This is a genomic window from Xenorhabdus cabanillasii (assembly GCF_003386665.1).
Taxonomy (GTDB): domain Bacteria; phylum Pseudomonadota; class Gammaproteobacteria; order Enterobacterales; family Enterobacteriaceae; genus Xenorhabdus; species Xenorhabdus cabanillasii.
Genome location: NZ_QTUB01000001.1, coordinates 3419063 through 3444653, shown reverse-complemented (window position 1 = coordinate 3444653; position 25591 = coordinate 3419063). Strand labels below are relative to the sequence as shown.

Genomic DNA, 25591 nt, shown 5'->3' with positions numbered 1-25591 from the left:
CAATCCCACTGAGTATTTAGAAAGCCAATCGGCCGGTTTTATTTAATTCAAGTATCACTGCTCGCTCTATGTGCCTATTTGCGATTTGTCCATTGTTATCATCCGCGGCTAATATCGATGATAATAAGGCAATATTTCTAATGTTTGCTCCGGTTAAATCAGACCGTTTAGCCAGATGTTCAAAATCAATTTCATTGGATAATATCAGTTGTTCGGGCCAAATTTTTTGCCACATTTTTTCACGTAATGTTTCATCGGGATAAGTAAAACGGGTGATAAAGGTAAAACGGCGATTAAACGCGCTGTCCAAATGGCTGCGGTTATTGGTGGCTAAAATGACTAACCCTGGATAATCCTCCAGCCGTTGTAATAAATAAGAAACTTCAATATTAGCGTGTCTGTCTTGGGCATCTTTGGTTTCACTGCGTTTGCCAAATAGGGCATCGGCTTCGTCGAAAAATAGTACCCCGGAATCCGCCTCGGCTAAATCGAAAATGCGTGAGATATTTTTTTCCGTTTCGCCAATATATTTGTTCACTACGGTTGAGAGATCTACTTTAATTAAATCGACGCCAAGATACCCGGCAATCACTTCTGCGGCCATTGTTTTGCCGGTACCTGATTCACCGTAAAATAATGCACTAATACCGGTGCCGTAGCTGATTTTTTCCTGAAATCCAGCGCTTAGAATTTGGTCACGGTAATGAATGGCCGCAATGATTTCTTTTAACTGTTGCGCCAATGTATCTGAAATCACTAAATCATTAAAATTGCGTTTTGGGGTGATTCGTTGGGCTAATTTACCGAAATTTTGTTGAGCGCGAAAGTTTAATGCCTTACGTAGATCGGTTTCTTCCAATTGACCTTCCGGTTGTCGGAGTATTTGGTATTGATATGCTTCTTTAAGAATGAACGGTAATGTTTCTGCTGTAAATGAAAAACGTTGACATAATTGAGTCATATTTATTTTCTGAGCAACAGTATTCGGTAAGTTTGCTTGTAACATGTTTTTTTTATCCGCCAGAGTAAGTGCTGGCATATTAATTTGTACCATCGGCAGGTGTTTAATCCATACTAATGAATCTTGTGGTTCTGCCAGGCAAATTATGCGTAATTTAGGCTGATTGAGTAGGGTGGATAATTCGTTATGCCATGTTTTCTTTTCTTGTATCAATAAAGAGAAGTTGCTGATTAATAAACAGGCATCGTGTAGACGGGCTTCCCGTATTGCATTTGCCAGCAAGTTAGCTATTTCAGTTGGGTTTTCATCATCTGGCAGACGGGCTAAATCAAGAGTTAACGTATTGATATCATGAGAAGCCATAATATTGCTTACTGCTAATTCTCTGGCACTGTCCTGTTTTCCTCTAAGTATTACCAGTGGAAGAATCTCGTCGGTTTTATTCAATAAGATTTTTCCAAGTGAATGAAAAACAGTTTGTGGATACCAATTTTGTGAGACAGGGATACTCCAATAAGCGCAGGTTGTTAGAGGAGGTAAAATAACCCGCTGGCCTGATAGAAAATGCCAGACAGCATTGTGGGTTAAAAATTGCGTTTGTAACCAGACAGATTCTTGGTGGTTATTGAGCTGTAATAGGTGGCTGCTAATTAATGGTGTTTGTGGTAACAAGCTGTTTTGCAGTAATTGCCAATCACTTTGACGCTGGCTAAATAATTCAATTGCTAAAGCAAAACTAGGCCACTGTTTTTTACTGTTACCATTTAGAGCGGCAAATAACGCATGATAACGACTGTCAAAATGGGGTAATAAACCTAACAGTAAAGCAACACGTTCAAATTCAGTCAGTTCAAAACGTTCAACCAAGAGTGATAATGGATCAAAGGCAGGGTTTTCCTCGGTTGTTTCTGAGCAGTGAATAATATTATCTGCTTTAGGTAGCCAATGAGGAACACCGAATGGTTCTGCCAGACGTTGTTCTACTTCATCTTCGGTAAGTAAAAAACTTTCCGGTAATGAATCGTACCTGTCTCTTTTCTGGTAATAATAGTGCTGCAATCGCAGGTCAATACGTTCCAGATGAGAATAAAGCCAGCGTAATTCAGGGGTTATCGGTTGAAGTTCACCGTGGTTATTTGTCAGTAGGTAGTCCATATAAACCTTTTAAATGTTTTGCCAGTCAATTCGTAAAGGGCGATCCAGCCAGGGAAGTTTGGCGATATTTAATGGCCACAGCCAATCGGCCAATAATGCGTCGAATGGTTGTTGTTGTATTGTAATATTGATTTCCTGTTCATTGATTCGCAATTCACCCGGACGTTGTAAGAATAATTGGCGGACATCATTACGGCTTAGTTTTTTCCAGGCAGGAAGTTGGGTGATAATAGCATCCAGCCATTGTGTGGTTATTAATTGTTTTTCTGGTTCAATAGAGATTGATTCACTATTTTCATCAGCCATTAACCCACATAGAACGTTATTCAGCATTTTTCGTTCTGTTGGTGTTTCTTCGGTTTCCCAAATCAGGTAGTCAAGGAAATTGACGGCACTAAATTGGGCCTGACGATGGATAAATTTTTGTTCCTCAAGTAAACCAAGCTGATTAAATAGTGCTGGTAGCATCGGCCATAAAATTAATATTCCGGTGTTACTGACTTGATATAGGGTGGTTTTTTCAGGCAATAAAACGGATTTAGAATGTGACTTGTTGATAGTTCGAAGTTGGTTTCGGTTATTGACTCCTGTAACGGATATATCCGGTGCTGATTCTGAATTGGATCTATTTTCATCTGCTTTATTTGAAATAAAGTGTTCCGATAGATATTGGTATTCTTGAACTGATAGATGTTTTTTACAGAGTTGTGAAATAGGAATTGTTTGCCAGAGCTGTTTTAGCCACTTATTTAACGGGGAGTGGTGAGTTACAGCTTGACGAAATAATGTCATAATAGGTTCATCATGTTGTGAACTTTTATTTAGCTCGGCTGTGATATGAGATATCACTTTTGTATCAGGTTTGGGAATATTCTGTGTATTATGCCGTTGTATATATCTCAATGCATTGAGTATCAGTTGCCCGGGTGAGACTGGTTCCTCCTGATATTGTGGTTCGTTGGTGTTTTCCGATAATCTGCGATTGATGGCGCTTAATAAAGCGGGTTGTCTGATAGCCAGGAGTCGTTTTAAACTCTGTTCAGACAAACAGCTTTTTGCTAATAATAACGCGGATTTGTTTTCTATTTGTGTTAATTGATTTATTAATTTTTTGATGTCGTTATTTCTATTATCTTCTATTGACTCCGTTAGGTTTAATGGGGAATGTTTTTGATATAAAGAGTGAATGAAATTCTCTGCATTAATTAAATTGTTATCGCCAGATATAGAAGGCTTATCGGTGATTTGATTTGATATTGTTTTATTTAGTAGAATTTCTTCCTTATGGTTGTTTATCTGATATTGGCTGAATGCTTTATTTAGTTCCATCTTGAGGCGAGCAGGAAACAGTGAATTAAAATCATGAAAATTTATTTCACCAAGATTGAGGGTTAATGTTTCTAAAGAGATATCCTGATGAATGTTATATTCATAAAAGTATGAATTGAGTAATTTATTTATACTGGTTTGATTAAGCAGGGAGCCATGTAATACTTTTTTAGCCACCTGTTGATTATTAGCCTCAATAGTAATGGTAATCCGGTTTAACAGATTTGGCTCCGAATTCATATCAATATATCCTTGGTAATGAGTAAATAATAGGTAATTTAAAACTGTATTTGTGAAATAGAATTAAAGTTTCATAATAAAGGCTAATAAATAATAGGGCGGAACTACATTAACGCTATGGCTATGTGAAGGGGATAAGGCTGTTGCTTGGTGATTATGTCCTTGCCCTTCGCCTGTGTTTGATGTGTATGCGTAACGAGGTGAAGTGGCTTTAGTCATTCCTACGGAGTAAGGGTTGTTGTTTATTACGTCTGTCGATGTCCCTGGACCGAAAGAGTTTCCATATTGCATCCCACTATTCATATAATAAGCCATCCCCCCAATGTGTCGATGACTAGGTATTTGTGATTCTGTTAACATTGTATATTGCACATTAACAGTGACAGAAACTTGAGTTGATGTTGTATTTCTGGAGTAGTTTTTTCCACTGCCGCTACCAGTGGCTTTACTGCTGCTTTTTCCTGTCTCAGAAATAGTTTCACCACACATGACAAAGCGACTTCTTAAATCTGGCGTTCCATTATTACCATCACAAAAAGCCCATCCAGCAGGAGCACTATTACCAGAGAACATCACAATCATTCCGTTGGGGAGTATTTTATTGGAATCAATACTGACACCGTTATTGTCCACTTTTATGCCATCACCGGCTTTAACTGAAACACCATTATTATCAACGTTAATCCCATAGTAAGGTTTAATTGCTAATGCTTTTTTATCAAAATGCAGTCCGCCGGTTGAATTCACAACGGTCTGTAAAGTTCCATCATCTGTCAAACTCAAACCGTTACCCGGTTCTCCTGATTGTCCGGGAGCTTGTCCAGTCGCTCTACGACCAATGTCGGCAATATCAATTAATTGATTGAAATCGGTTTGTAAAGGAATACTGCCGTCTTTAAATTTATCTTTTAATTTATCAGTCTCAGGCCCAATACCTTTTGAGTCAGTTAATGTTTGTTGCTCTTGTGTTTTTACAGAATAACGAATTTCTTTCATGGCTAACTCCATAAACTATATTTAATTTAAAATTGTGATTAGTAGATATTTTTACTTATTCGTTCTCTTTCGGAACATAGAACAATTCATTCTGGATTATCTTTTTGGTATTCCACTCATCGTTGTTTTCACCGACAACTTCCTCTCTTTGGTGCGGTGTAGCAATTCGCATTGTTCCTATGCCTTTTAAAGCAGAAGGTAATGTACCTAATGTCAGGCTTTCCAGAATCGAATAGGCAGAATCACCCAAAGGTGCACCATTATTTTGCCAACGTTGATAAGTCATGCCGAAATTTAAAAATGCTTCCGGGTCCATCCAGTGAATAATCATAGAAATATGGGCAGGGAACTCGGTAAAAATGGTTTCTTTAACCCATTCTTCTAGTTTATAGGGATCAACACCGGGCTTGTCGTTAATTAACTTACTGTTTACTACTACGCTGATAACAAATGAGAAACGATCGGTTTTTCCATACTCCTCACCTGAAAAATACCAACTGTATCGCCAGGCTTCTTCCGGAGCAGGGAACGTCAATGTCGAACTATCCTGATTTTCAATAATCAAAGTACCCTTGATACGATCAAAGCTGACGACTTTGGCATACAGTTTTTCTGAGTCATCAGGATATTCCTGTGTGACACCGACTATCCCTAAATGTTTGGTCAGGGTAATTTCATTACCTACCGCAATTAGGGACGGGAAGGGGGTTTGTGCTGTGCGGGTCAGACGCCGCTGGTTATCAGGCAATGGCTTGCCATTCTGGGATTGGTCACTATCGTAGGCCAGACGGTAGTTCATATCTTCCATCCAGACCACGCTGTTTTGCCAGAACAGTTTTTTTGCTTTGGCGGCGGTCATTATCCGTTCCAGATTGTATTCCAGTTGCGTACTATTACCCACGTCCAGCCAAAACCGATCTTCCTCGGCTTTGACTATCATCTGACCACGCACTGTAAATTGGGTGTTGCCCTGTTCGCCTTCACAGAGGATTAAATTGATCACTTGCCCCTGTCTCAGCTTGCCATTAATACTGTCTTGCTTAATCACCAGATAAGGCGGTTTGGTCTGGCTCTCTTCCTCTTTCTCTTCCTCTTTCTCTTCCTTATATACACAGTCCGGCTTCTGCTTTGTATCAAACTGGCTATTGGGCTTGATTGGCAGCAATGCTCGGTGTTCCACCAGATAAAAAGGCAGTTGGCTTAGGACAAGCTCCGATTCCGGTTTAAACAGCTCACCGCCTAACCCTATACGGGCAGCAATGCGTTTTTGCAGCGAAGAAACCTGATCAATTCGAATGTTGGCACGGTGATAAGTTAATGTCGGTTGTTGAGCCAGATAGCCCTGTTGCACAGCGCGAAAATCATCGATGGGGGTGATAAAGGTATTTGGTGCCCGTTCAGTGCCAAAATAGCCGAGCAGGTAATTGACGATATCCAATTCGTGATCGCTATCGAGCGCGATCTTTTTTAACTGTTCCTTTAATTCAGTGGCGTAATCCTGATGGGCTTCATCATTGACAGAACCCGGCTTAAACGGCCACTGATCACCCCAGACTTCATATCCCTCGCGCTGAAAAGCCAGTAATTTCGGTAGCATGGCAATTTGCTGACAGCCGCAAGCCAACAACTGTTCAAATGGCAGCATAAATTGATGAAGTGACAACAAACGTTGGGCATGTTCATTTTCAATTTCAGATAAGGGCTGCTGTAATTCGTAGCAAGCGGGCAATGTATCGCTGACGGGATAATAACGGCCCACATCGCGATGCCGTCCATAAGCCAATACCACAGGTGTATTCTGGATCAGGGAAGGATTAGGTAAGCTGCCCCGAATCTGTTGTTCACTCACCGTAACGCTGATCCCGCCTTTGGCGATCACTCTTAGTGGGCCATCATGTTGTGCCAATTGATGGAGCGGATCTTGACCCCACAGGCGAGGGTAATAGCCTTCTTTAATTGACCACGACCAAGCATCCCCTGTAACCGACTCAATCAGGTTTGTATCAACACTTTTATCCAACTGAAGGCGATTGACATTCTGAATACCCTTAATCTCAAGCAGTTTATTAACCAGCCGGCTAAGATTGAGTATGATCCGTTGCGTATAGTCACGGGCTGTCGGCAATTCAGGGATCCAGCCATGTTGCAACTGTGGCCCTTCAAAGATTTCATCATTGTACATTCCGGCATCTTGCAGTGTTTCAGTGCGGTAACGCTGTGCCTCAGGCATCAGATACTGCTCTGCGGTGCTATAGACGGCCGCGAAAATACCGGCGACATCCTGTACATCATCACCCAGTTCGATATCCAGTAATAGCGGAAAATCAACCGGTTGTGACCAGATAATCTGACTGACTGACTCCCCGATATTGCGGTTATCGGTTAAAAAATCCTTCAATTGTTGGGTGGCGGTGGCTTTGTTCTTTTCTGTATAACGGCTGGGTTCCAGATAAAGCCAGTAATTTCCCCGCAATACAAACTCTTTCACATTTTCACTATCACCCTTTTGGAAACTATATTCCCTTGTGTCCGGATTATACCAATAGGTATACCCCAGATTTTCCGGTTCACGTATCAGTTGCACATTACGGAACAGAAAATCTTCTTTATTCTGTAGAGTAGTTTCCCCTGCCCAGTCGCTGCTATGCAGGTCCAGCAACGCTCTCCGATAATCATCGGTAGTGATTGGCCCACAAGTCAGCGTCTTATGAGGGCCAAATTCAGCGGGAAAAATTCCGTCTTGCTGGATCTGGTTATCTGGGGCAGGAGTCAGTAAATCTGCCAGGGGAAGGGTGTGACGGTAAGCCAAATCTGACACACCGTAACTGAGTCCTTCCAGAAAGGTGATACCGGGATCGTGTTCCGCTGTGTCGCTCCACTGTTTTCCGGCCTGTTGCTCAACCACCTGATGAGCCTGTTCCAGCAAGGTATCAAAGTGAATACCGTCTTTCACTTTATGAAACAGTGCATCTTGATTATTCATCGTTATTTCCTCGGCATTGCAGCTTATCGTCTGCGTTCCAGACTAAAATCAGCACCTCATTATCTTTGGCTTCCACCGATACGGTGATATCACTGCCTTTAGCCGCATCCGCCCGACACAGCGTCAGACAGGTGACCCGCTCAACCAGCGGCTGCTGTTGAATGGTCGCCAGTAACTGGTAATAGTTAATGCTGTTATTCAACATAACGGGTCGCTGCTCATCGACGCTCCAGGGCATATACGCCTCACTGAGTTGCTGCCGTAGCTGGCGATAGCCAAAATCGTTGTTAACATCCGGCTTAAAAACCACCGTGTAATTAATGTTCACATCAACATATTGGGGATTGTTGATCTTAATCTCAGCCCAGGGAGAGGCTTTTTGCTGTAACCACTCGGCCATTTCTTGCAGACGTGCCGGGTTTAGTACCGGACGCAAAGGGTCATCGCTGTCGTTGTATCGGTTGGCAGGAATGATTATCAGTTTCTGTTCCTCCAATGTTGGTACTCTGGTGAGTTCATCATTGTCTGGGTACTTAACATCAAAGATGCTGACATAACGCTCTTTTAACAGTGTCGCCATATTGCCCCAGGTTAAGGCTCGGTTACGGTGGGACAGGTGTTGAGCTCCCCGTTCAAAAAAAGCGCTGTCGGTTTCTGGTACACGTCCATTCCATGACGCCCAAGGCTGGCTGATTGAAGCCACGACAATGATGGGTTCAACCGGACGCTGAATAGTGCCTGCCGGTAATGGCGTTAAGAAATGGCTGTGACTGATGTTATCGGCATTCACCAATGTTGCAGTCAGGGTGTTATAGATCAGGCCGTATAACCAAGGGCTTTTTCCCCATGAGTCGTTATGTGTGGGGATAACCACGATTGCCTTTAACCAATAGCGTCCCGCTGGCATCTTTGTTTCCTGATTGGAGGCACCAGCGGGCAGTACAACCTGCCAGGTGCCATCCTGATACAAATGTTTGGTTTCATCATTGACCCACGCATCCAATGCAGCCCATTGATTTTTTTGATTCAGGTAATACCAGGAAACTTTTTCGGGTTGCTGCGGTGATTTTAATTTCCAATAGAGCGATAAAGTTTGTCCCGGCTCGACGTCAGTGATACCGAGATATAACGTGGGGTTTGCTTCCAATGGCTCAATTTTGGGACTATAACCAAAGGGGGTAATGTGATACGTTTCGAACGAGGCTTTATCTACGGCCTCTTGCACTTTGAGTTCGGTCACTGTGGGCAGTGCCTGGCTGTCTTCTCCCTGTAGCCGGAGTACTGGCTGGGTGAAAACCAGGTTATCCAGATCCTCTGGCGCACTGATTGCCGGCTCTTTATCCGAAAGCGTCAGGATGACTTCTTTTTTATTTCCCCCGTCAGTTAACGTTAAGGCCAGCCATTGGTTGCCACTGCTGATTTGTGCCAGCAAACTTTTGCTATCCATGTCTTTCTCAAAGGTAACAGTTATCTTTCTGGTCCCTTCTTCCATCGCCAACTGTGCGGAAGTGATTAACACTCCGCCCAGCACAGATTTATCCTGATCCGTTTTACTGAATAATCGTATCCCATCAGATGGCAATGCTATCTGTGCCTGTAAATCCCAGGGGGTCGCGATAACCCATTGCTGCTGTTCTTTATTCCGTAACCAGTACAAGTCACTAATATAGCCTCGGTTCGCCAGCAAATTGGCATCCAGCGCATATTGCAGGGCATTGCCTTGTTCATCTTGTCCCGCTTCAAACAAGGTGCCTTTAGTGAGCAGTTGCTCTGTGACTGTTGAATTCAGTTCCACCGACAAGGCAACCTGATCGGGTTGTGCCGGGCGGGGGGACAGCCCCAAAAGCGCCCGATAATAGAGATTGCGATGAGCCGCAGGTAAGGTATTCAATAAGGAGATTGGTGTTTCCAATAATCGTAATACCGCTAATAGAAAAGCTTGATGAGGTAATAATTCCCCATTGGCTTCGATTTCCCCTTGATATAATTCAGCCAGTTTCTCTGGCGTATTATTCGCCATAAAGAAAAAGTCATTCCAATGGTTATCGCCCTGATTGAAGGGAATTATTTTTGTGTACTTTTCAATATATTGGAGTAATTGCAAACTGGTTCGATTATCTAATTTAAAACCGTTCGTCGGCACCAAGTCTGACAATGTATTATTTAACTCAGTTAATTCCATAATATCACCTGTGTGGCACAGAGATTCCTCTGTGAATAAAGGATTATTCACACTGTTTAATTTCGATTTGTTTCAGCCAATGCCTTAATTCACGGTGGCAAAATTTTGTTGAGTGATAAAACTTCCTGTGCCCGATGAAGGCGTTGTAACATCCGGTTGCGGCGGGTTCACGGTATTATTGATGGCGGGTGATTGAGGCGTAAACATGGCTGTAAACTTCTGCCCCTTGATAATTAAGGCCGCGCCACTGGTACATTGAAGGGCTTGCTGGCTGGCATCCAACGCACTGATGGTAATGGTGCCGGTTCCCGGTGTTGTATGCATTGCTGTGATATAGGTTGCAGAAACCCTGACTTGTTTCTCATCCCCCAGAATGCAGACTTTCTTGCCGTTTACCTGCGCATGTCCTTTACCGCTGATCTTACCCGGGCTGGAAACCGTCACCTGTCGATTTCCAAAGTTGGGATCAAACTGGAGTATGTCACCGTCTGTCACAATGGACTCACTCATACCACCTCCATTACCCGACCTTCACTCAGTGCCAGTGTTCCCTGAATTTGCTGATTGATATCGCTTCCCCGCAGGCGGTACATGACCTGCACTTGCAGGGTATTCTTGCTGTTTGGTGATTGAAGAACTTGGATATCCGTAATATCCGCCCGTGATTCATAACGCAATACGCTGTCATGGATATGGGATTCAATTTCAGCAAACAATTCGTTGCGGATATTTTCAAACATAAAATCATTTAATCCGCAGCCATAATTTTCGCGCATCAGGCGCTCCCCCGGCTCAGTGCTGAACAGAATGTGCAAACTCTGGCGCACATCTTCCGCCCCCTCAGCCATTTCCACCCCCTTTTCAAGGGAAAACGCGGGAGGGAACGCCCAACCACGACCATAGAGTTGTGTCAGTATTTGGTTTTCCATTGTTCACCTTTCACTGGGTAAGATTAATTTTGGCACCTTTGATTTCAACACTGTTTTTGCCGGACAGATTGAGCGATTTATCCATTTGGGCATTCATTGTCTGCGCTTTCAGTGTTAATTCTTTTTTCGTTGACAGAGAAATATCTTTATCCTGTTGGAGCGTGATTTGATTATCTCCCGCATTGATTCGGATAATTTTTTCTTTGCCATTGATGACAATTTGTTGTTGGTTTTCACCTTGTTTAATCACCAAAACTTTTTCCTGATTATCTTGGGTAGGTTCTAAAGGCGCTTTATTTTTCGGATTGTGCATTGCCCCCAGAATCACCGGATAACGTGGATCACTTTCAAAGAATCCGACAATCACTTCGTCACCGGGTTCCGGGTAAAAACAGAAACCGCTTTCGTGACTGGCGTAAGGCTTCCCTAATCTTGCCCACAGAAATTCATTTGGGCGATTCAACACCGGCAAAATAATCGGAATGCGGTTCAAGGCTGCCTTGTCCTGCTGATACTTCGCTACTGTCGCAATATGCAGTTCGGGGGCATCGGGCAACACGGACAGATATTCCTGTTGTAAGCCCATGCTCAGGGTGGTTTCCCAATCAATTCGTCGGTTAAAACGATGGCGAACCGCCGTAATGCTGGCTGTGCCATCCAATTGTGAACCAAATCCCGTTAATTGAATGTTATCCCCTAACTGATAACGCCCATCGCCTTTAAGCAGGAATTCGCCTGTGACGCCAGAAACACGCTGATTCAGCAATAGTCCCTGTGCCAGATAGCCGCTTTCTTGGGTGGTTAACGGACTGCTGTAGCGAATGTCCCAACTTGTTTTATTCAAAGACGCCAGCCTATCAGGGGAGAGTGCCTCTTTCCCCACGGCAACACTGCCGTAGCGGCCGCCTGACAACTCCTGTTGTTTACTGATATCCCAGCCACTGACTTCCAGTGAAGCGGGGTTAAGATGATTGTCAAACTGCCAGCTTGCATCTTTGACGACGATATCTTTTTTCTCATCCCCCCGGTTTTTCAGGGTATAGGTTGAGTTAGATTTCAGGGATTCAGGTTGGACAAGCCGGGTGCCTTCTGTCGTGGGTAACAGCCATACGCCAGTGGCTGATAGCCGACACAGCAGAAAACGCCAGTCTGAACAGCGAAATTGCACCATCTGCTCATGCTTTTGATCTAACGCGGCTATCTGTTCAAAGTGAGCCTTGATGCCAGCCTGATTCAATAGGGTGTTTAAGACTGATTTTTCATTGCTGTCTTTAAACAGTTGTGAATGTTGGGTATCCACCATCAGTTGCAAGCGATGTTTGACGAGCAACGTGAGCAATAATTGCTTATTTTGGATCTTCAACGTGTTACGGGTAATCAGGCCGTTAAACAACACCGATTTCCGGCCGCCATCAGTCACTTCCAGACGCAGGGTTTTGCCTACTTGACAATGGGCCAGTTCTGCCTGTACATCTGTCTGGCTGAAAGAGGAAAGTGGCCTGTCCGGCAGGCTGAATTTCAGCGTTGCCGAAGGGATGCTGTTAACGCGGTAATAGGTCTCCACATCGACGGCGGCCAAAAGAGACAATACCTTGCCATCTGCAATAATTTTCAGTTGATGGTTCATGGTGCGTCTTCTCCTTTGGTGGCCTGTAATATTTCACCCGGTACAAACCCATTGAGGTTATCCAGACCGTTTTGCCAGGCCAGTGTCAAATAATCGACGCCGCCGGACAGAGTTGATGCCGTACTCGCTGCCATCAGCGCCAGCGATGCGCCATCTTGTACCCGTAAGGCGATTTTTGCCGGCGATTTCAGGTTCTGTTCTGTCTCCTGCAAGACCAGACTTTCATCCGCCACCAGTGTCAGAATGACCCGCGCCCGCAAGGGAGTGGCATCACGATCAAACAAGGTGTAATTCACAGACAGACCTTCCGCCCTGCCAGAAAAATAACCGCGGTTTTCCCAACGCATTTTCCCCCATTTAATTTGCAGGAATCGCGTTTCATTACTGGTGGCATCCACACTGCACAGTTGTTTCAGCTGCATTAGCTGAGCTTCAACGGGGGTTTTGTTACCCGGCATCGTGGCATCAAAAATCAACTCAAGGGATAACCCTGCGGGCCTGGCCTGTACATAAGTACTGTGTTGTTTCTCACTATTAATAGCCTGAGATTGTTGATAATCCGTTTGGTAATCCAGTTGCAGGGAATCGGGGTTATACATGGCTTGCACGGTGCCTGCCCGTATTTTCCCTTCCCTGTCTTTATAAGCATTAATGGTCAGCTTTGCTAAACCACGTTCAATCAGACTCATGGACGCCACCCTTCCTCATCGCGTAATGCGGCCAACACTTCGCGTTTAATTTTTTCAATCAGGATTGCTTCATCCAGGCTTTCCTGAATCAACGAATGGCCTTGCCGGTCTGATTCAGTCGCTTGCGTTGGTCGTATTGGCGCTGATGACACCACTTTTGCCTGAATGATTAATTCTCTGATTTCTACTGTCATACTTTGACTCCCAACCAGCACATATCCTGATAGCGTAGTTCAAGGGTATTCACCAAAATGGCGTTGCTGTTCGCGTCAAAGTCGCCGGTTTGCCAGCGTACCGGCAAGGCATTGCTCAGTGTCCAACTGGATACGGGCAATAAATTTTCGTTTAACAGCATAATCACCACATCTGCATAGGCGATTTTTTCTCCGCGCAATACGCGGTCAAACATCCAGGTCAAAGGAGAAACCGTCATCACGCCACGTTCCAGCGTTAATGTGCCGTGTTGGATCTTCTCGGCCAGATAGTTATTGCGGGCGTTTTCGCCGCCTTGACTGTGCTGGGTCACCTGAAGCTCCCGACTCAGGCCGGAAATGCGCTGAAAGCGGATATCCAGCGGATCGGGAATGCCATTAAAAATAAAACTCGCCATAAAACGGTGGGATACCACGGGGGTGTAATAATCGTTCATTGTGCTCTTTCCTTCTTAAGACAAAAGCGCTCCCGTTTGGGTATCAAAGACCAAACTGATCTCAATAAATTCAGCGGGAGACAATACGGCCAGGGCGACTTTCATGACCATTTTCCCGGCACGGATATCCTCTTCGGTCATCGTCTCATTTACTCCTAACAGCACAGTAAATGCCTCATCTTCCCGTGATCCGTACAAGCCGCCCTGTAACCACAATTGCCGTAACCAGTTGTAACTTTGTCCCTTGCATTTCATCCATGTCAGTTCGTTATTGGGTTCAAAGATGTACATACGGGCCAATTGCGCCAGATGCACGGTGACATAAGAAACCAGACGGCGGGTTTGCAGGTAACGCCATGGCGTATTATCGGTGTTTTCCAGCGTGCGGCATCCCCATATGCGTATGCCTTTGCCGGGGAAACTGCGGATCACATTGAGCGAAGCGCCATTGGCGTTAAACAGCACATTCCCTTGAAGATAGGATTTAACCGGCCGGATAACCTGAGACAGGGCAATATTGGCCGGCGCCTTCCACACACCGACTTCGCTATCTGTGCGCTGAATAAGTGCTGCGATGGCGGCGGTGGGGGAGAGTACGATACCTTCTTTGTTGGCTATATCTTTGCTGGGTACGTCCTGATAAGTGGTTTCCAGACGAGGCCAATAGGCCGCTCCCCATTGGCGATACGCTGATGAGAAACCATTCAAACATTGTTGAGCTTGTTCAACTTCATCCGGCGCATCCAGCAGCACAAAAAGGTTGGAACGGATCTGGCTCAGTTGCAGCAGGGTCATCCAACCTTCAGACCACAGATTGACTAAGGTGTTTTGATCCTTAATCACACTGTCATTCAGCCGGGCGATATCCGGTGCCAAAATCAGGGTAATTTGTGTTTCACCGCCAATGGCCTCTGTTACCGCATCAGAGCCTAATACTGTCATCAGGGTTTCAGCTTCCGCTTGGGTGATATTTGCTGAGGGCATATTGCCTGGCAGCGGTAAAACAAAAGCCGGTTGCCCGCCATTATTGAAATAATGCCTGACGGCCAACGCCATCAGATGATTGTCACCAAATAGCTGGTTATATTCCGCCAGATTGTCGATACGCACTGCGGTTTCTGCTTGCTGTAGTTTTAGTTGTTGTGGATTATGGGCGGTATAGCCAATAAATACGGGCACTGCGCTGGGTATCTCTTGCTGGCCTGTGGTAATGATACTTTCTGTTAAGGTCACGCCCGGTTGAATTCTTTCCATCATCATCTCCTCCAAAGTGGTTAGATAGGCACTGTCAATACAGTGCCTGTGTTTAATCATGGAGATTACTGAGCGACATCCTGCGTAAATTGCAGAACGATAAATTCAGCTGGTCGTACTGCGGCCATACCCACTTTGACAATCATTTTTCCTTGTTTAATATCGTCGTCAGACATGGTGATACCTTTACCAATCTGAACAAAATAGGCCTCTTGTGGTTTATTTCCCGCTAATGCTCCTTGTTGCCAGAGTTGATGGAGATAGTTGTCAATGGCGGCCCGGACTCGTTCCCAAGTGGGTTTGCTGTTGGGTTCAAAGACGGCAAATCGCATTGCTTGCTTGATGTCCCGTTCTGCCGCATTAAATAGACGCCGAACTGGAATGTAGCGCCAGTTATCATCGTTTTGTAGAGTCCGTGCGCCCCATACAACAAAGCCACGCCCACTGAAATAACGGATAGCATTGATACCTTTTTGATTCATGGTACCTTGCTCATCGTCAGTGAGCCGTTCAGTGACATCACTAATCCCGTTAAGCACAACATTCGCTGGTGCTTTCCAGACACCACGGCTGGCATCAGTGGCACAATATATGCCAGCCATGACAGCACTGGCGGGAATGGTGTTGCCGTTGGAAGCTATTGTGTCCTGTATTGCTTCAACAGCTTGTTGGTAGACAGTGAGGTTTTTTTCTTTGAGTTGCGCCAGGTTTTTGACTTCATCGGGTTTTGTTTTTGCATCTTCATAACCTGATACTGCTATCTGGCTATCTTCTGCTTGAATAAGTTGTGAGACTTTAACCGCCGGATAATACGTTGCGGTTTGTGATTGCACATTAACGTCAGGCATGCTGGTTTTAGTGTAGCTGTCAGCGATAAGGAAATAGCCGGCCTCTAATAAAGAGGTTAGGCTGCTATATATCGCCTCCTGGTTATAATCACTTTCTTTAAGGCAGACTATCAGTGTAATTTCTAAAGCCTGTTCAATTAATTCAGGGATTGAGTCCAGAAATCCTTCTGTTAAATGACTTGGTCGTGGCAGGATATAACAAGGCCCGCCACCATTTTGGAAATAAAGTTTTAGGGCATCACTACTGGTCGTGTAGTAGTTATCTGTTTCCACCGCGTAAGTGTAAGCGGGATCTTTATTGTCTGCATTAACAGAGATATTGGGAGTAGCAACAACTGCTGTATCGCTTTTAACGCTCTCGAAAAGAGTTGGGGCAGGCGTTGAAGCCAATTTTGTTGATTTAATTGCGATTGATGTAATACAACCCGCATTGAACAGATTAGTAAAATCTAGCCAGCTATTAACGCGTGTTACTTGTGATATTAGGTTGGTTTTTTTGGGTGAAAAAACGCCAATAAAAACGGGTATTGCCGTGTTCCCCCGACTAACAGAAAGGTTTAATGACGCATCTTCTTCAATATAGACACCAGGATAAGTTGGTATTGTTGGCATGTTGCCTCCAATTATTGAGCGGTGTTCTGTGTAAACTGCAAGATAATGAACTCTGCTGGACGAACCGCTGCCATACCGATTTTGATGATCATTTTTCCCTGTTTGATATCGTCATCGGTCATGGTGATATCTTTGCCAATTTGAACAAAGTAAGCTTCATCTGGTTTATTTCCCGCTAAACCACCTTGCTGCCACAGACTGTACAGATAGTTACTGATGGCACTGCGTACTCGTTCCCAAGTCGGTTGGCTGTTGGGTTCAAACACCGCGAAGCTCATGGCATTTTTAATATCCTGCTCCGCGCTGTTAAACAGGCGGCGAACCGGGATATAACGCCAGTTATCGCTGTCCTCAAGTGTTCGAGCACCCCAGACTGTGGCACCCGTATTCGGAAATTCGCGGATGATATTAATGGCTTTGCCGGTGTTATAGATGCCTTGCAAATCATCGGTAACTTTAAATATCGGTTTCATCCCACCTTGTAACACGACATTCGCGGGTGTTTTCCAAACTCCACGGGAGCGGTCAACCGAGCAATAGATGCCGGCAATGGCGGCGCTTGGGGGAATGGGGGTATCGGCTGCCCAATCTGCCGTTAGCCAGGGATAATAAACGGCAGCAAATGGGTTTTGAGCATAATTATCTCGAGATGTGCCATCAGATTTTAGCGTGGTCGTTGGGCCATCAAAAATGGCAAATAAGCCTTTGCCCGGTTGGCAAAGTGCGCTGACGGCATTGTTGATGGTTTCTCCGGCGGCAACCAGTAATGTCACATCGTCAAGTACTGGGACCTGCTTTTCTAAATCTTGAGTTTTGATAAGGTAGCCATATCCCCCGCCGTTAATAAAATAGGCACGTAGTGCAATATCAAGTGTATTGGCAGGATCAAATTGTTTACCTTTGAGTGTCAGATATTCCAGCCAGTTACTAATGCGAATATAGGGCTTATCTGATATTAATGTATTGCTATCGCTATCTGCGACAGCAAAAACAGGCACTGCCGTTGCACTGGAACTAATGGAGAGTGACAGCGAAGCGTCTTCTTCAATATAAACACCGGGGTAGGTCGTTGATGTGGTCATAAAATCTCTCCGTTATTAAGCCGCTTGAATGGTTACACGATCTGCTGTCAGGGCTATTTCCTGAACAGCGATTTCATTGCTGGTGGCATCAAAATTAGGGGAGGTGTATGAGGTCGGGAAGGCATTCGCTACGTTCCAGGTCATTAAAATTTCGGTGCCGGCTTCATTGGTCAGGCTAATTGCAATATCTTTCTTCTCAACCTGATTAAGTTGAATAGAATTAATCCAATCAAACAGTTTAGTGTCGCCAGGGAAGACTCCCTTACGCAGGGTAATATTGATCGATTGACGTTGGCCCGGCATTTTATAGTAATTACCGGTGCCATCTTTATATTCGATGACATCATAATGAACATCAAGCCCGGAAACATTGTTAAATGGGATTTGCTCGTCACCAACTGAAACAACAAATCGATAAGTAGGAATGGGATATTCAACAGCGATTTTTTCTGGAGTTATGGCCATGATTTTTCCTTTATTGTTTATTGATGTTTAAAATCTAATAAAAGCTCTATCGCTTTGTTTTACTAGTATTGAACTATGGGTATAGCTACCGCAATAACTTTATTTCTAAAGATTAGAATTTATGAGGGATACTTATTTTGTGATTTATGAAAATAATCTCTATTTTATTCCTATCATTAATTAACAAAGTGATTCAAGATAAGTTTTTTAATAATGTTATATAACCGACATTTTTATATGTTCATAGCAAATTTTTCATTATTCCAATTTTTAATAATTAAGTCTGATTATTGAAAACGGTGGGTGATATTAAATGTCTGTGAATTTTTTATTTCACTATGAAGGAAGGAGTTCATGATAAGTTAATTATCTGGAATAAACTTATATTGGGATATCTGCTGTGCTTAAAGTTAATAAAACTCATCCAATGTTTTGAGTACACAGCCCAGTAGATAGTTGTGCGAAAATTTTTTCATAAGGCAGGAGAATATAAAAAACTTGACGTTTTATTACAAATGACCATTAATTATATATATGATTTTAGTTTCAATATGTTTTCCCTTTAATTAATAATTTCAAGATGAGATTATTAATTAATATAACCATCGTACTTCAAGATGCTTTTATTCTTTCTCACAAGGCGAGGAGGAATAAGGCTTATTCGTGTTTTCACTGTGCAAATTGAAGTTTATTAGGTATATACTACCTATCAGTTTAAAGTTCAACAAATAGCGATTTGTAAATAAAGTTTGTGTAATGTTTTTGACTTAAGAAATCTTTATTATTTCATAGGAAAAATTATGGCTCTATACAAAAGAATATTTGTTTTTTTTATCATACTGCTCACCCCTATAATCTCATGCCTTGCTGATACGAAACTTGATACATTATCTATAGATGATTATAAGGCCGTATCTGAACTTTTAGATAGCATTAAGGTAAATAATAAACCTAAAGTAATAAATCTAACTATTCCATCTCATAAAAAGGGGTATATAGCTCTGTTACGCTACAGTGGTATTACTGAACAGAAGTATCCTGATGTTTTTAAGGATATTGAGACGATAAAAGCAAAGCAACATGCACTGATTAAGAGTGGGAAATCGCTTGAAATACATCGCTCGAATAAAGATCCTGAAAATTTTTTCGGACAGGCTGTAATAGTACCTTCTAAAGATTATAAATCAATTTCAGCTACAGTTTTTAATTCTCTTTACTATCCTGATCCTTCCCTTCCTTCATCGTTCCAAGACACACTTGTGGTTTTTGCACTTGATAAAGATAAAAAATCTAGACAGGTAATCGCATCAGGTTCAAGCAGTATAGAGGGTAAGGAAGTACGGAGCCATACAACGGAAGCCGTTTCTGAAGAAGATATACCTAATGGTATTAATAATCCTAATCAATCTTCTGTTATCGCTGTTTCAACATATCAGGGAAAAATAAATGGGATAAGTATCAGTGACGGGCCAATTCTCATGAAATCAAATATACTTGCTTTCGACTATGCTCCAGAAAAGATGGATAATACGGCACCGACTCGTGTAAAAAACATGGATCTAGATCAACCGATAATCGTTTGTCTAAATAGAGCAAACCCTGAGCCTAATACTCCTGCTGCTTGCGATTATGGTCCAATGACGCCAAAGTTGCCAAATAAGAAGACATATATCAATATGGAAATCATTGGCAGTGTTGAATTCCATGACTATATTCTGATTGATGAGAATAGAAAGCCTAAGGGAACCAAGAGATTACCAATACACGCAGATTTGACGTTGGTTGGCCTTGATACTGGTGGTGGATGTAAGGTAAGAGCAATTGATGAAAATATATTTTGGGAACATGTAACGGTTGATGAAAGCGGTAAAAAATTGACATGGGATTTCTCCAAAGACTCAGGCTACGCTAATTTTGGGTCAATATGCTGGAAAAATAACGAGAAGTATGTATTGGATTTACAGGTTACTATTCTCACAACTCCTGATAAGTCTGATAAGCAAGCATATCCTATTCAATTCACTTATACTAATCATCCCGGAAGTACTCGGTCTGCTTTACAATACATTTATCCACCCATTAGTATCCAATATGGTTGTATTGCTGAAGGTACATTAATAGATATGGCTGATGGTTCTAAGAAGAAGGTTGAAGATATACGTCTAGGTGATAAAGTCCTAACAAAGCAAGGTGGTGTATTACAAGTGAAAAGCCGTATTGTAGGTCACGATACCGAATTTGTTGATTTAATTTATAATAACGGTGAAAAAGTTTCACTGACTCCAACGCATCCTGTTGCAACATTACGAGGAATAGTAAAAGCCGATGAACTTAAGATCGGTGATACAATATATACACGTGGTGGTCAAACTACCCTTAGCTCAGTTAAATTGAGAAACACAGATCCATTAAACGTGTATAATTTCGTGTTAGAAAAAACAGATGATAAAAGTCAATTATTACCTGAAGATGCCTTGCTTTTCGCTGGTGGCATTTTAGTCGGTGATAATAACCTGCAAAGAAAGGTATCGATAGCAAATTGATATCTCAGACAGTTGACAAACCCTATTGAAAAGATAGGGTTTGTTTTTTATTCATAGAAAATTTCAAACATCATTTTTGGCAGTTGACGAGTTTCTGGTAGCTTCAAAATCTTACTCAACGGTTTTCCCAGCATTAAGTTGGTGGATTTTATCTGCCGATAATAGAGCTGTATCCCATCCCCATTTTCACCAAAATGTGATCTTTAACAGACGTAGAACAACAGTAACGCTTAACAATATCCCCACCAAATTAATTAAAAATATTTATGAATAATCATTTCTAACTAATTGACAGAATAAAATTCTTTGGTTTTTTAATTTAATCGACACTCACGATGTAAATTAATATATTTGATAGTTTTTAACGATATATAGTGTGATTTTTGAACGCTTTAGACAATTTTATTTTTCAAATTATAACTTATAATATTTGTTTCAATTTGAAATATTGCAATTTTATGAATATTTTAATACACATGATTATAACGTATATGTTTTATTTCTTTTTGTAAGCATGTGAGTTTTCAGTTCAAGCGGCAGTTCTGAAGACGCGCGTTGGAGCGCGTCTATCATTTTGATTTTGTAGTTATCAGCATGAATAAGAAAGTCAGTGTGTTACTTAAAGCCAAGTGGCAATCGGGTTTTACTTTTTTTCCTGTTAACTCCTTCTTCCCGCCGACTTTGGCCACTGCGGCACGCAGCTGGTGATAAGACTCAATCCGGTTCTGAGAGCGGCGGATATTACGTTCCTGTTGCGGGTCGCGCAGATACTTCAGCGTGTAAATGCTACGGACCAGTCGGTCATATTCAAATAGTGCCTGCCTTGTCGGATTCGTTGTCGTATACGTACACAGTTTGCGGATCAGCGTTCCCTGTGTCATTTCTTTCAGCCCCAGCGTGGCAACAATACGCTTGAGATTGCCTTTTTCGCGGATGATAAGGTTCAGATCAATCTGTCCGGCAGGTTGAATCAGGTATTTTTTGTAGGTTGATGGTTCTCTGGTGCAGTACAGTTCCTGCAGTTGCCTGTTCAGATCCGTAAAATGCGGTTCAAAGCGGAGGCCAAACCAGTGCAGAATTGCAAAGTTGGCTTTGTTGATACTGTGCATATCACCGGTGATGACCGTGGGTTTCACCTCTGAGGAATTCCGGTACCAGATATCAAAGACATGGTGGCCTTCGTATTCGTTTGTGCCAATCAGATATCCGTTGACCGGAATATGGTTACACAACAACGTGTAAGCCACTATGCCTTTGCCACGACCAAAGTATTTACGCGAATATCTGGACTTTACTGTCGGGCGCTCAACGCCAAACTTTTGCCCGTCAACAGCACCATAAAGGGTATCAGGATCAAACGAATAGTGCGGAAAAATTGGCAGGGCTTCTATAGCGTTGGTAATACAGTCATTAGCCGTGGGCAGTGATGCCTGGCGAAGATACTGTTCGTATGTGGTTTCCAGAATATGGAACGGAATATAGCTGGTTCGCGCCATTACGTGATTACCATGGTTCATCGCCTGAGCAACGATAACTGCCATCAGGCTGTCTGTATCAACTTCTTTTTTGGCATAACGGGGTTGCAGCGGTTTCATCCCCTGGAGGAACCGGCACTGTCTGTTAACAAAACGGAAGACGTCAGTCACATCGCAAAATGGCAGTTGCTCATAAAAACGCTTCTCCTGCACCTTATGGTGACTGAGCACAGATTTATGCCAGGTCAGTTTCTGTGTTTCTTTATCGTATTCCAGATGTTTCAGCTTCCCCTGCTTAAGCTCTCGGTTGAACGCGGTGTAACTCGGACGACAATGCTTTTAGCTGCGTTTTAATGGGTTTCTGCAGAAAGGGAATTTTCATTTCTGCCAGTACTGAAGCCTGTTCTCCTGCCTGTATCAATTCATCAGAAAGGTGACGGTGCCGGAGACTGGCGTTGAGATGGAACTCACCCGACTGAAAACGCTTTCTTATCTGATGATATAGCCAGAATTCGTAGCGCCCGGCATTCAGACACAGGGGTTCACCATCTTCACCGTACTCCAGCAGATAAGGGTGCAGCCGTCCGGGTAATGTTCCCGGTGGGCATTCTTCAGGTGGCCGTTGTGAGAGTGTCTGCTTTTTGCTGAATACCATTCTGAGCCAGTTCAGCGCCTCTGCCCACGGACTGTCCTGAACCACGTTGGTGAGGTCAAGAGACATAAATAATGGGCGCAGGTGACGCCGGATTAATGTCGTCATACCGTCCACAGCCTGCCATTGCAGCGCAAGTTTACTTACGGGTTTTACGCTCATGCGCTGTGCAGTGGCTTTCAGTGTCTCCCGTGGCATGATTTTCCAGGCTCGACGACGGACTTCACCAAAGGTGGTGGGATCTGGAACGCTGTCATCAACATAAAGTGACAGCAGACATCCGATTTTAGATGTTTCGCGTCGGTGTTTTTCCTGTATGTCAGCCATAAGTTGTTTAGCCACGCGGCGGCTCTCGTCCTCAAGCTGCTTCATATGAAAAAACATCGCATCCACCAGGTTATCGCTGAACTGGCGATAACGGAGCCAGGCATAACACAACAGATAAAGGCGGGTCTGCTCTGGCTTCAGATTGCGAAGATCGTAAACAGTATAGAAATTCGCCAGACTGGCGTAATACAGCAGGTTTTGCTGCGAAATATTCAGCGCAGGTAAGATATTACAGGCTTTGTGGTGCAGAGGTTCCAGCATAGCCCGTTTTTCCCGTTCGTGAACCATTTGTCGCCAGCCAAAGTCACGTGCATCCTGTCTGAGGACAGCTAACCGGGAAAGGGTGTCATCTCGTTCAATCAGTTTGTCCAGAAGGGCAACGGTGGAATCATCAAGATGTTCAGTAATCATACGCCCCAGCCTCTGCCGTTCATCAGAAAGAACCCGACTCACCAGTTCCTGAAGTGTGGTATAGCCAGACCGGATGATTTTATGCGCGTTTAGCCAGATAATCAGTTCAGTAGCGATAAAACCGGGAGTCACATCGCGCTGAACAATGTGGGCAGCCTGTTGTTCAAGTTGTGAAGACGTGAAGATGACCACGGCCGGTAACCATACAGTGTGCAGATTTTTTCACGCTGAGCATAGCGTTCGTGCTTAGTGGGAAATTTGTCCGGAAGTGACTCTCCCGGGAAATAATGGTTCAGAATAAAATAGCAGTCATCCTGAACATCATCCCAGCCGAAGCGAAAAAACAGATGTTTGGCTTTAAAGTAAGCAATCTGCAGAATGCAAAAGAGTTGAGCATGAAGCCCTTTGCGGCTGTTCACCAGTGACAATTCAGACTCATCCAGAGCCAGAAACTCAAGTCGCTGCGCATCATCGAAATCAGGAAGAGCATACAGAGCTTCCTGCTCGGCGTCTGAAAGAATACTGAGGAGTTTATTTTTATTGGCCATCCCCGATGTTCCTTTACTTATGCAAACGTAATTGTCACATTATTATTAAATAATACCCTTTGCGTGCCATAATTTAAGTGACGGGTAGTGTGACTAATATTGACAGACTCTGACACAAAAACAAGAATGTCACTTAATCGAACGTATATGTGACAGGTGTGAAATGTTAATCGGGTATATGCGGGTTTCAAAAGCTGATGGTTCTCAGACGAATGATTTACAGCGTGATGCACTGATCGACTCTGGTGTTGATATTGCCCATCTTTATGAGGACCTGGCATCCGGCAAACGAGAAGATCGCCCTGGACTCTCTGCCTGTTTGAAGGCACTACGACCAGGAGACACACTGATCGTATGGAAGTTGGACCGTCTTGGTCGTGACCTTCGTCATCTCATTAATATTGTGCACGACCTTACCGGAAGAGGAATAGGACTGAAGGTACTGACTGGTCATGGTGCGACCATCGACACCACAACCGCTGCCGGTAAACTCGTATTTGGTATTTTTGCCGCACTGGCCGAGTTCGAGCGCGAACTCATTGCAGAACGAACGACCGCTGGTCTGGCATCAGCGAGAGCCCGCGGCAGGAAGGGAGGTCGGCCTTACAAAATGACACCTGTAAAATTGCGCCTGGCAATGGCATCAATGGGACGACCAGAGACAAAAGTCAGTACGTTATGCCAGGAACTGGGAATAACTCGGCAAACCCTGTACAGACATATTTCTCCAGATGGTCAATTGCGGGCTGACGGGATAAAGCTACTCAACCGGGGATAAATTCAACGACCGGAAAAATCTGAGGTTCCGGCGTAGAACCCCTGGATTTAACGGTTGGATCAATGCGGGGGGTAAGTTCGCATAGCGCTCCAGCCAAAATTGCCGATCTTGCACATAACGTTGTGAGTCGAAATAGGCATTATCTTCGGTAACAAAATCAAGATAGGAAGATGCAGGCTCGAATAGTTGTTCCCCTCTGATTAAACAACCATAAATATAGGCAAGGTCTTCAGGGATCAGGCCTAAACTTGTAGCATCTCCGATCAAATGATGACAACAGAATTGCCAGTACCAGCGTGTATCGCTCACCCGTAGTAGTTCAGCACGCCACAGAGCGCCATTTAAATCGAACGATTGCATGAAAGCTGCGCGGATATGCTGCGTGGCTTGGGCTTCTGAGTCGGTATGCTGTGAGAAATCGTGAATTTTCACAGCAACGGGTAAAGTTTTCGCAATTTCCTGAAGTGGTAATGCCTGGGTATTGATGAGTCGTAAACGTAATGCGTCATGACGATAAACAACGGTTTCAAAAGCACGTATTAACAGTGCTTCATCCAACTTTCCTTCAATGAGAACAACTGAACCAAGATTATAGCAGGGGTTATCAGGTCGGAGAATCTGGTCAAGCCAGACGACTTGCTGAGTAGAGCTGAGTGAAAATTTGCAAGAAGATACAGAAGAATTTTCATTTTCGTTGTTAATACGACTGCATGACTTAGACATTGCTTAACTCCTGCTAGTTAGGCTAATGGATTCGGCTACTGGATTAAAAGTGAGTTACCTGACGTTGTTACCCATTGAAGATATTTAAGAATGAATCTTTTCATAAAACAGATACTGTATTTTTTAAATTGCC

The 25591-nt window shown here is 43.5% G+C and carries 18 protein-coding genes and 1 pseudogene; 2 read left to right on the top strand and 17 right to left on the bottom strand.

Annotated elements, in window-relative coordinates:
• Positions 1–16: 16 nt before the first annotated feature.
• The 15 genes from BDD26_RS15590 to BDD26_RS15520 form a co-directional block, all read right to left on the bottom strand.
• The gene (locus BDD26_RS15590; protein ID WP_115827065.1) at positions 17–2116 is read right to left on the bottom strand and encodes an ATP-binding protein; all 2100 of its coding nucleotides are present in this window, start codon (positions 2114–2116) and stop codon (positions 17–19) included.
• A gap of 9 nt (positions 2117–2125) precedes the next feature.
• Positions 2126–3685: a contractile injection system tape measure protein gene (locus BDD26_RS15585; protein WP_115827064.1), complete on the bottom strand. Its 1560-nt coding sequence runs from the start codon at positions 3683–3685 to the stop codon at positions 2126–2128.
• Between the two features lie 63 nt (positions 3686–3748).
• Positions 3749–4681 carry a tail fiber protein gene (locus BDD26_RS15580; protein ID WP_115827063.1) on the bottom strand — a complete coding sequence of 311 codons (933 nt, stop codon included), beginning with the start codon at positions 4679–4681 and terminating at the stop codon, positions 3749–3751.
• A 55-nt stretch (positions 4682–4736) separates the two neighbouring features.
• Positions 4737–7664, bottom strand: coding sequence for a hypothetical protein (locus BDD26_RS15575; protein WP_115827062.1), 2928 nt, complete (start codon positions 7662–7664; stop codon positions 4737–4739).
• Complete coding sequence (locus tag BDD26_RS15570) at positions 7657–9846, bottom strand: baseplate J/gp47 family protein (RefSeq protein WP_115827061.1); 2190 nt, start codon at positions 9844–9846, stop codon at positions 7657–7659. Before BDD26_RS15570 ends, BDD26_RS15575 begins: the two co-directional genes overlap by 8 nt.
• Before the next feature lie 84 nt (positions 9847–9930).
• A complete protein-coding gene (locus tag BDD26_RS15565) occupies positions 9931–10356 on the bottom strand; it encodes a hypothetical protein (RefSeq protein WP_115827060.1) in 426 nt (141 codons plus the stop codon).
• Complete coding sequence (locus BDD26_RS15560; RefSeq protein WP_115827059.1) at positions 10353–10775, bottom strand: GPW/gp25 family protein; 423 nt, start codon at positions 10773–10775, stop codon at positions 10353–10355. The genes BDD26_RS15565 and BDD26_RS15560 overlap by 4 nt, the downstream gene beginning before the upstream one ends.
• 10 nt (positions 10776–10785) lie before the next feature.
• On the bottom strand, positions 10786–12402 hold the full coding sequence (locus BDD26_RS15555; protein ID WP_115827058.1) for a phage baseplate assembly protein V: 1617 nt from the start codon (positions 12400–12402) through the stop codon (positions 10786–10788).
• On the bottom strand, positions 12399–13091 hold the full coding sequence (locus tag BDD26_RS15550; protein ID WP_115827057.1) for a CIS tube protein: 693 nt from the start codon (positions 13089–13091) through the stop codon (positions 12399–12401). The genes BDD26_RS15555 and BDD26_RS15550 overlap by 4 nt, the downstream gene beginning before the upstream one ends.
• The gene (locus tag BDD26_RS15545) at positions 13088–13285 is read right to left on the bottom strand and encodes a DUF5908 family protein (RefSeq protein WP_115827056.1); all 198 of its coding nucleotides are present in this window, start codon (positions 13283–13285) and stop codon (positions 13088–13090) included. The genes BDD26_RS15550 and BDD26_RS15545 overlap by 4 nt, the downstream gene beginning before the upstream one ends.
• Entirely contained in the window at positions 13282–13740 is a 459-nt protein-coding gene (locus BDD26_RS15540; RefSeq protein WP_036848766.1) for a phage tail protein, read from the bottom strand. Before BDD26_RS15540 ends, BDD26_RS15545 begins: the two co-directional genes overlap by 4 nt.
• A 15-nt stretch (positions 13741–13755) precedes the next feature.
• Positions 13756–14994, bottom strand: coding sequence for a phage tail sheath family protein (locus BDD26_RS15535; protein ID WP_170140416.1), 1239 nt, complete (start codon positions 14992–14994; stop codon positions 13756–13758).
• 65 nt (positions 14995–15059) lie between these two features.
• Positions 15060–16454 carry a phage tail sheath family protein gene (locus BDD26_RS15530; RefSeq protein ID WP_115827054.1) on the bottom strand — a complete coding sequence of 465 codons (1395 nt, stop codon included), beginning with the start codon at positions 16452–16454 and terminating at the stop codon, positions 15060–15062.
• Between the two features lie 11 nt (positions 16455–16465).
• Positions 16466–17536 (bottom strand): phage tail sheath family protein, encoded by a 1071-nt coding sequence (locus tag BDD26_RS15525; protein ID WP_115827053.1) that lies wholly within the window; start codon positions 17534–17536, stop codon positions 16466–16468.
• Positions 17537–17551: 15 nt separating this feature from the next.
• Positions 17552–18001, bottom strand: a complete 450-nt coding sequence (locus BDD26_RS15520) for a phage tail protein (protein ID WP_115827052.1) — start codon at positions 17999–18001, stop codon at positions 17552–17554.
• Between the two features lie 800 nt (positions 18002–18801).
• Between BDD26_RS15520 and BDD26_RS15515 the strand changes: the two genes are divergently transcribed.
• Complete coding sequence (locus BDD26_RS15515; RefSeq protein ID WP_115827051.1) at positions 18802–20544, top strand: Hint domain-containing protein; 1743 nt, start codon at positions 18802–18804, stop codon at positions 20542–20544.
• A 602-nt stretch (positions 20545–21146) separates the two neighbouring features.
• Here the strand turns inward: BDD26_RS15515 and BDD26_RS15510 are convergent.
• Positions 21147–23957, bottom strand: a pseudogene (locus tag BDD26_RS15510) (Tn3 family transposase); the annotation flags it as partial.
• 163 nt (positions 23958–24120) lie between these two features.
• Between BDD26_RS15510 and BDD26_RS15505 the strand changes: the two are divergent.
• Entirely contained in the window at positions 24121–24735 is a 615-nt protein-coding gene (locus tag BDD26_RS15505) for a recombinase family protein (protein WP_038266159.1), read from the top strand.
• On the opposite strand, the gene BDD26_RS15500 is transcribed toward BDD26_RS15505, so the two are convergent.
• Positions 24718–25458, bottom strand: a complete 741-nt coding sequence (locus BDD26_RS15500) for a condensation domain-containing protein (RefSeq protein ID WP_115827050.1) — start codon at positions 25456–25458, stop codon at positions 24718–24720. The genes BDD26_RS15505 and BDD26_RS15500 overlap by 18 nt on opposite strands.
• Positions 25459–25591 lie beyond the last annotated feature (133 nt).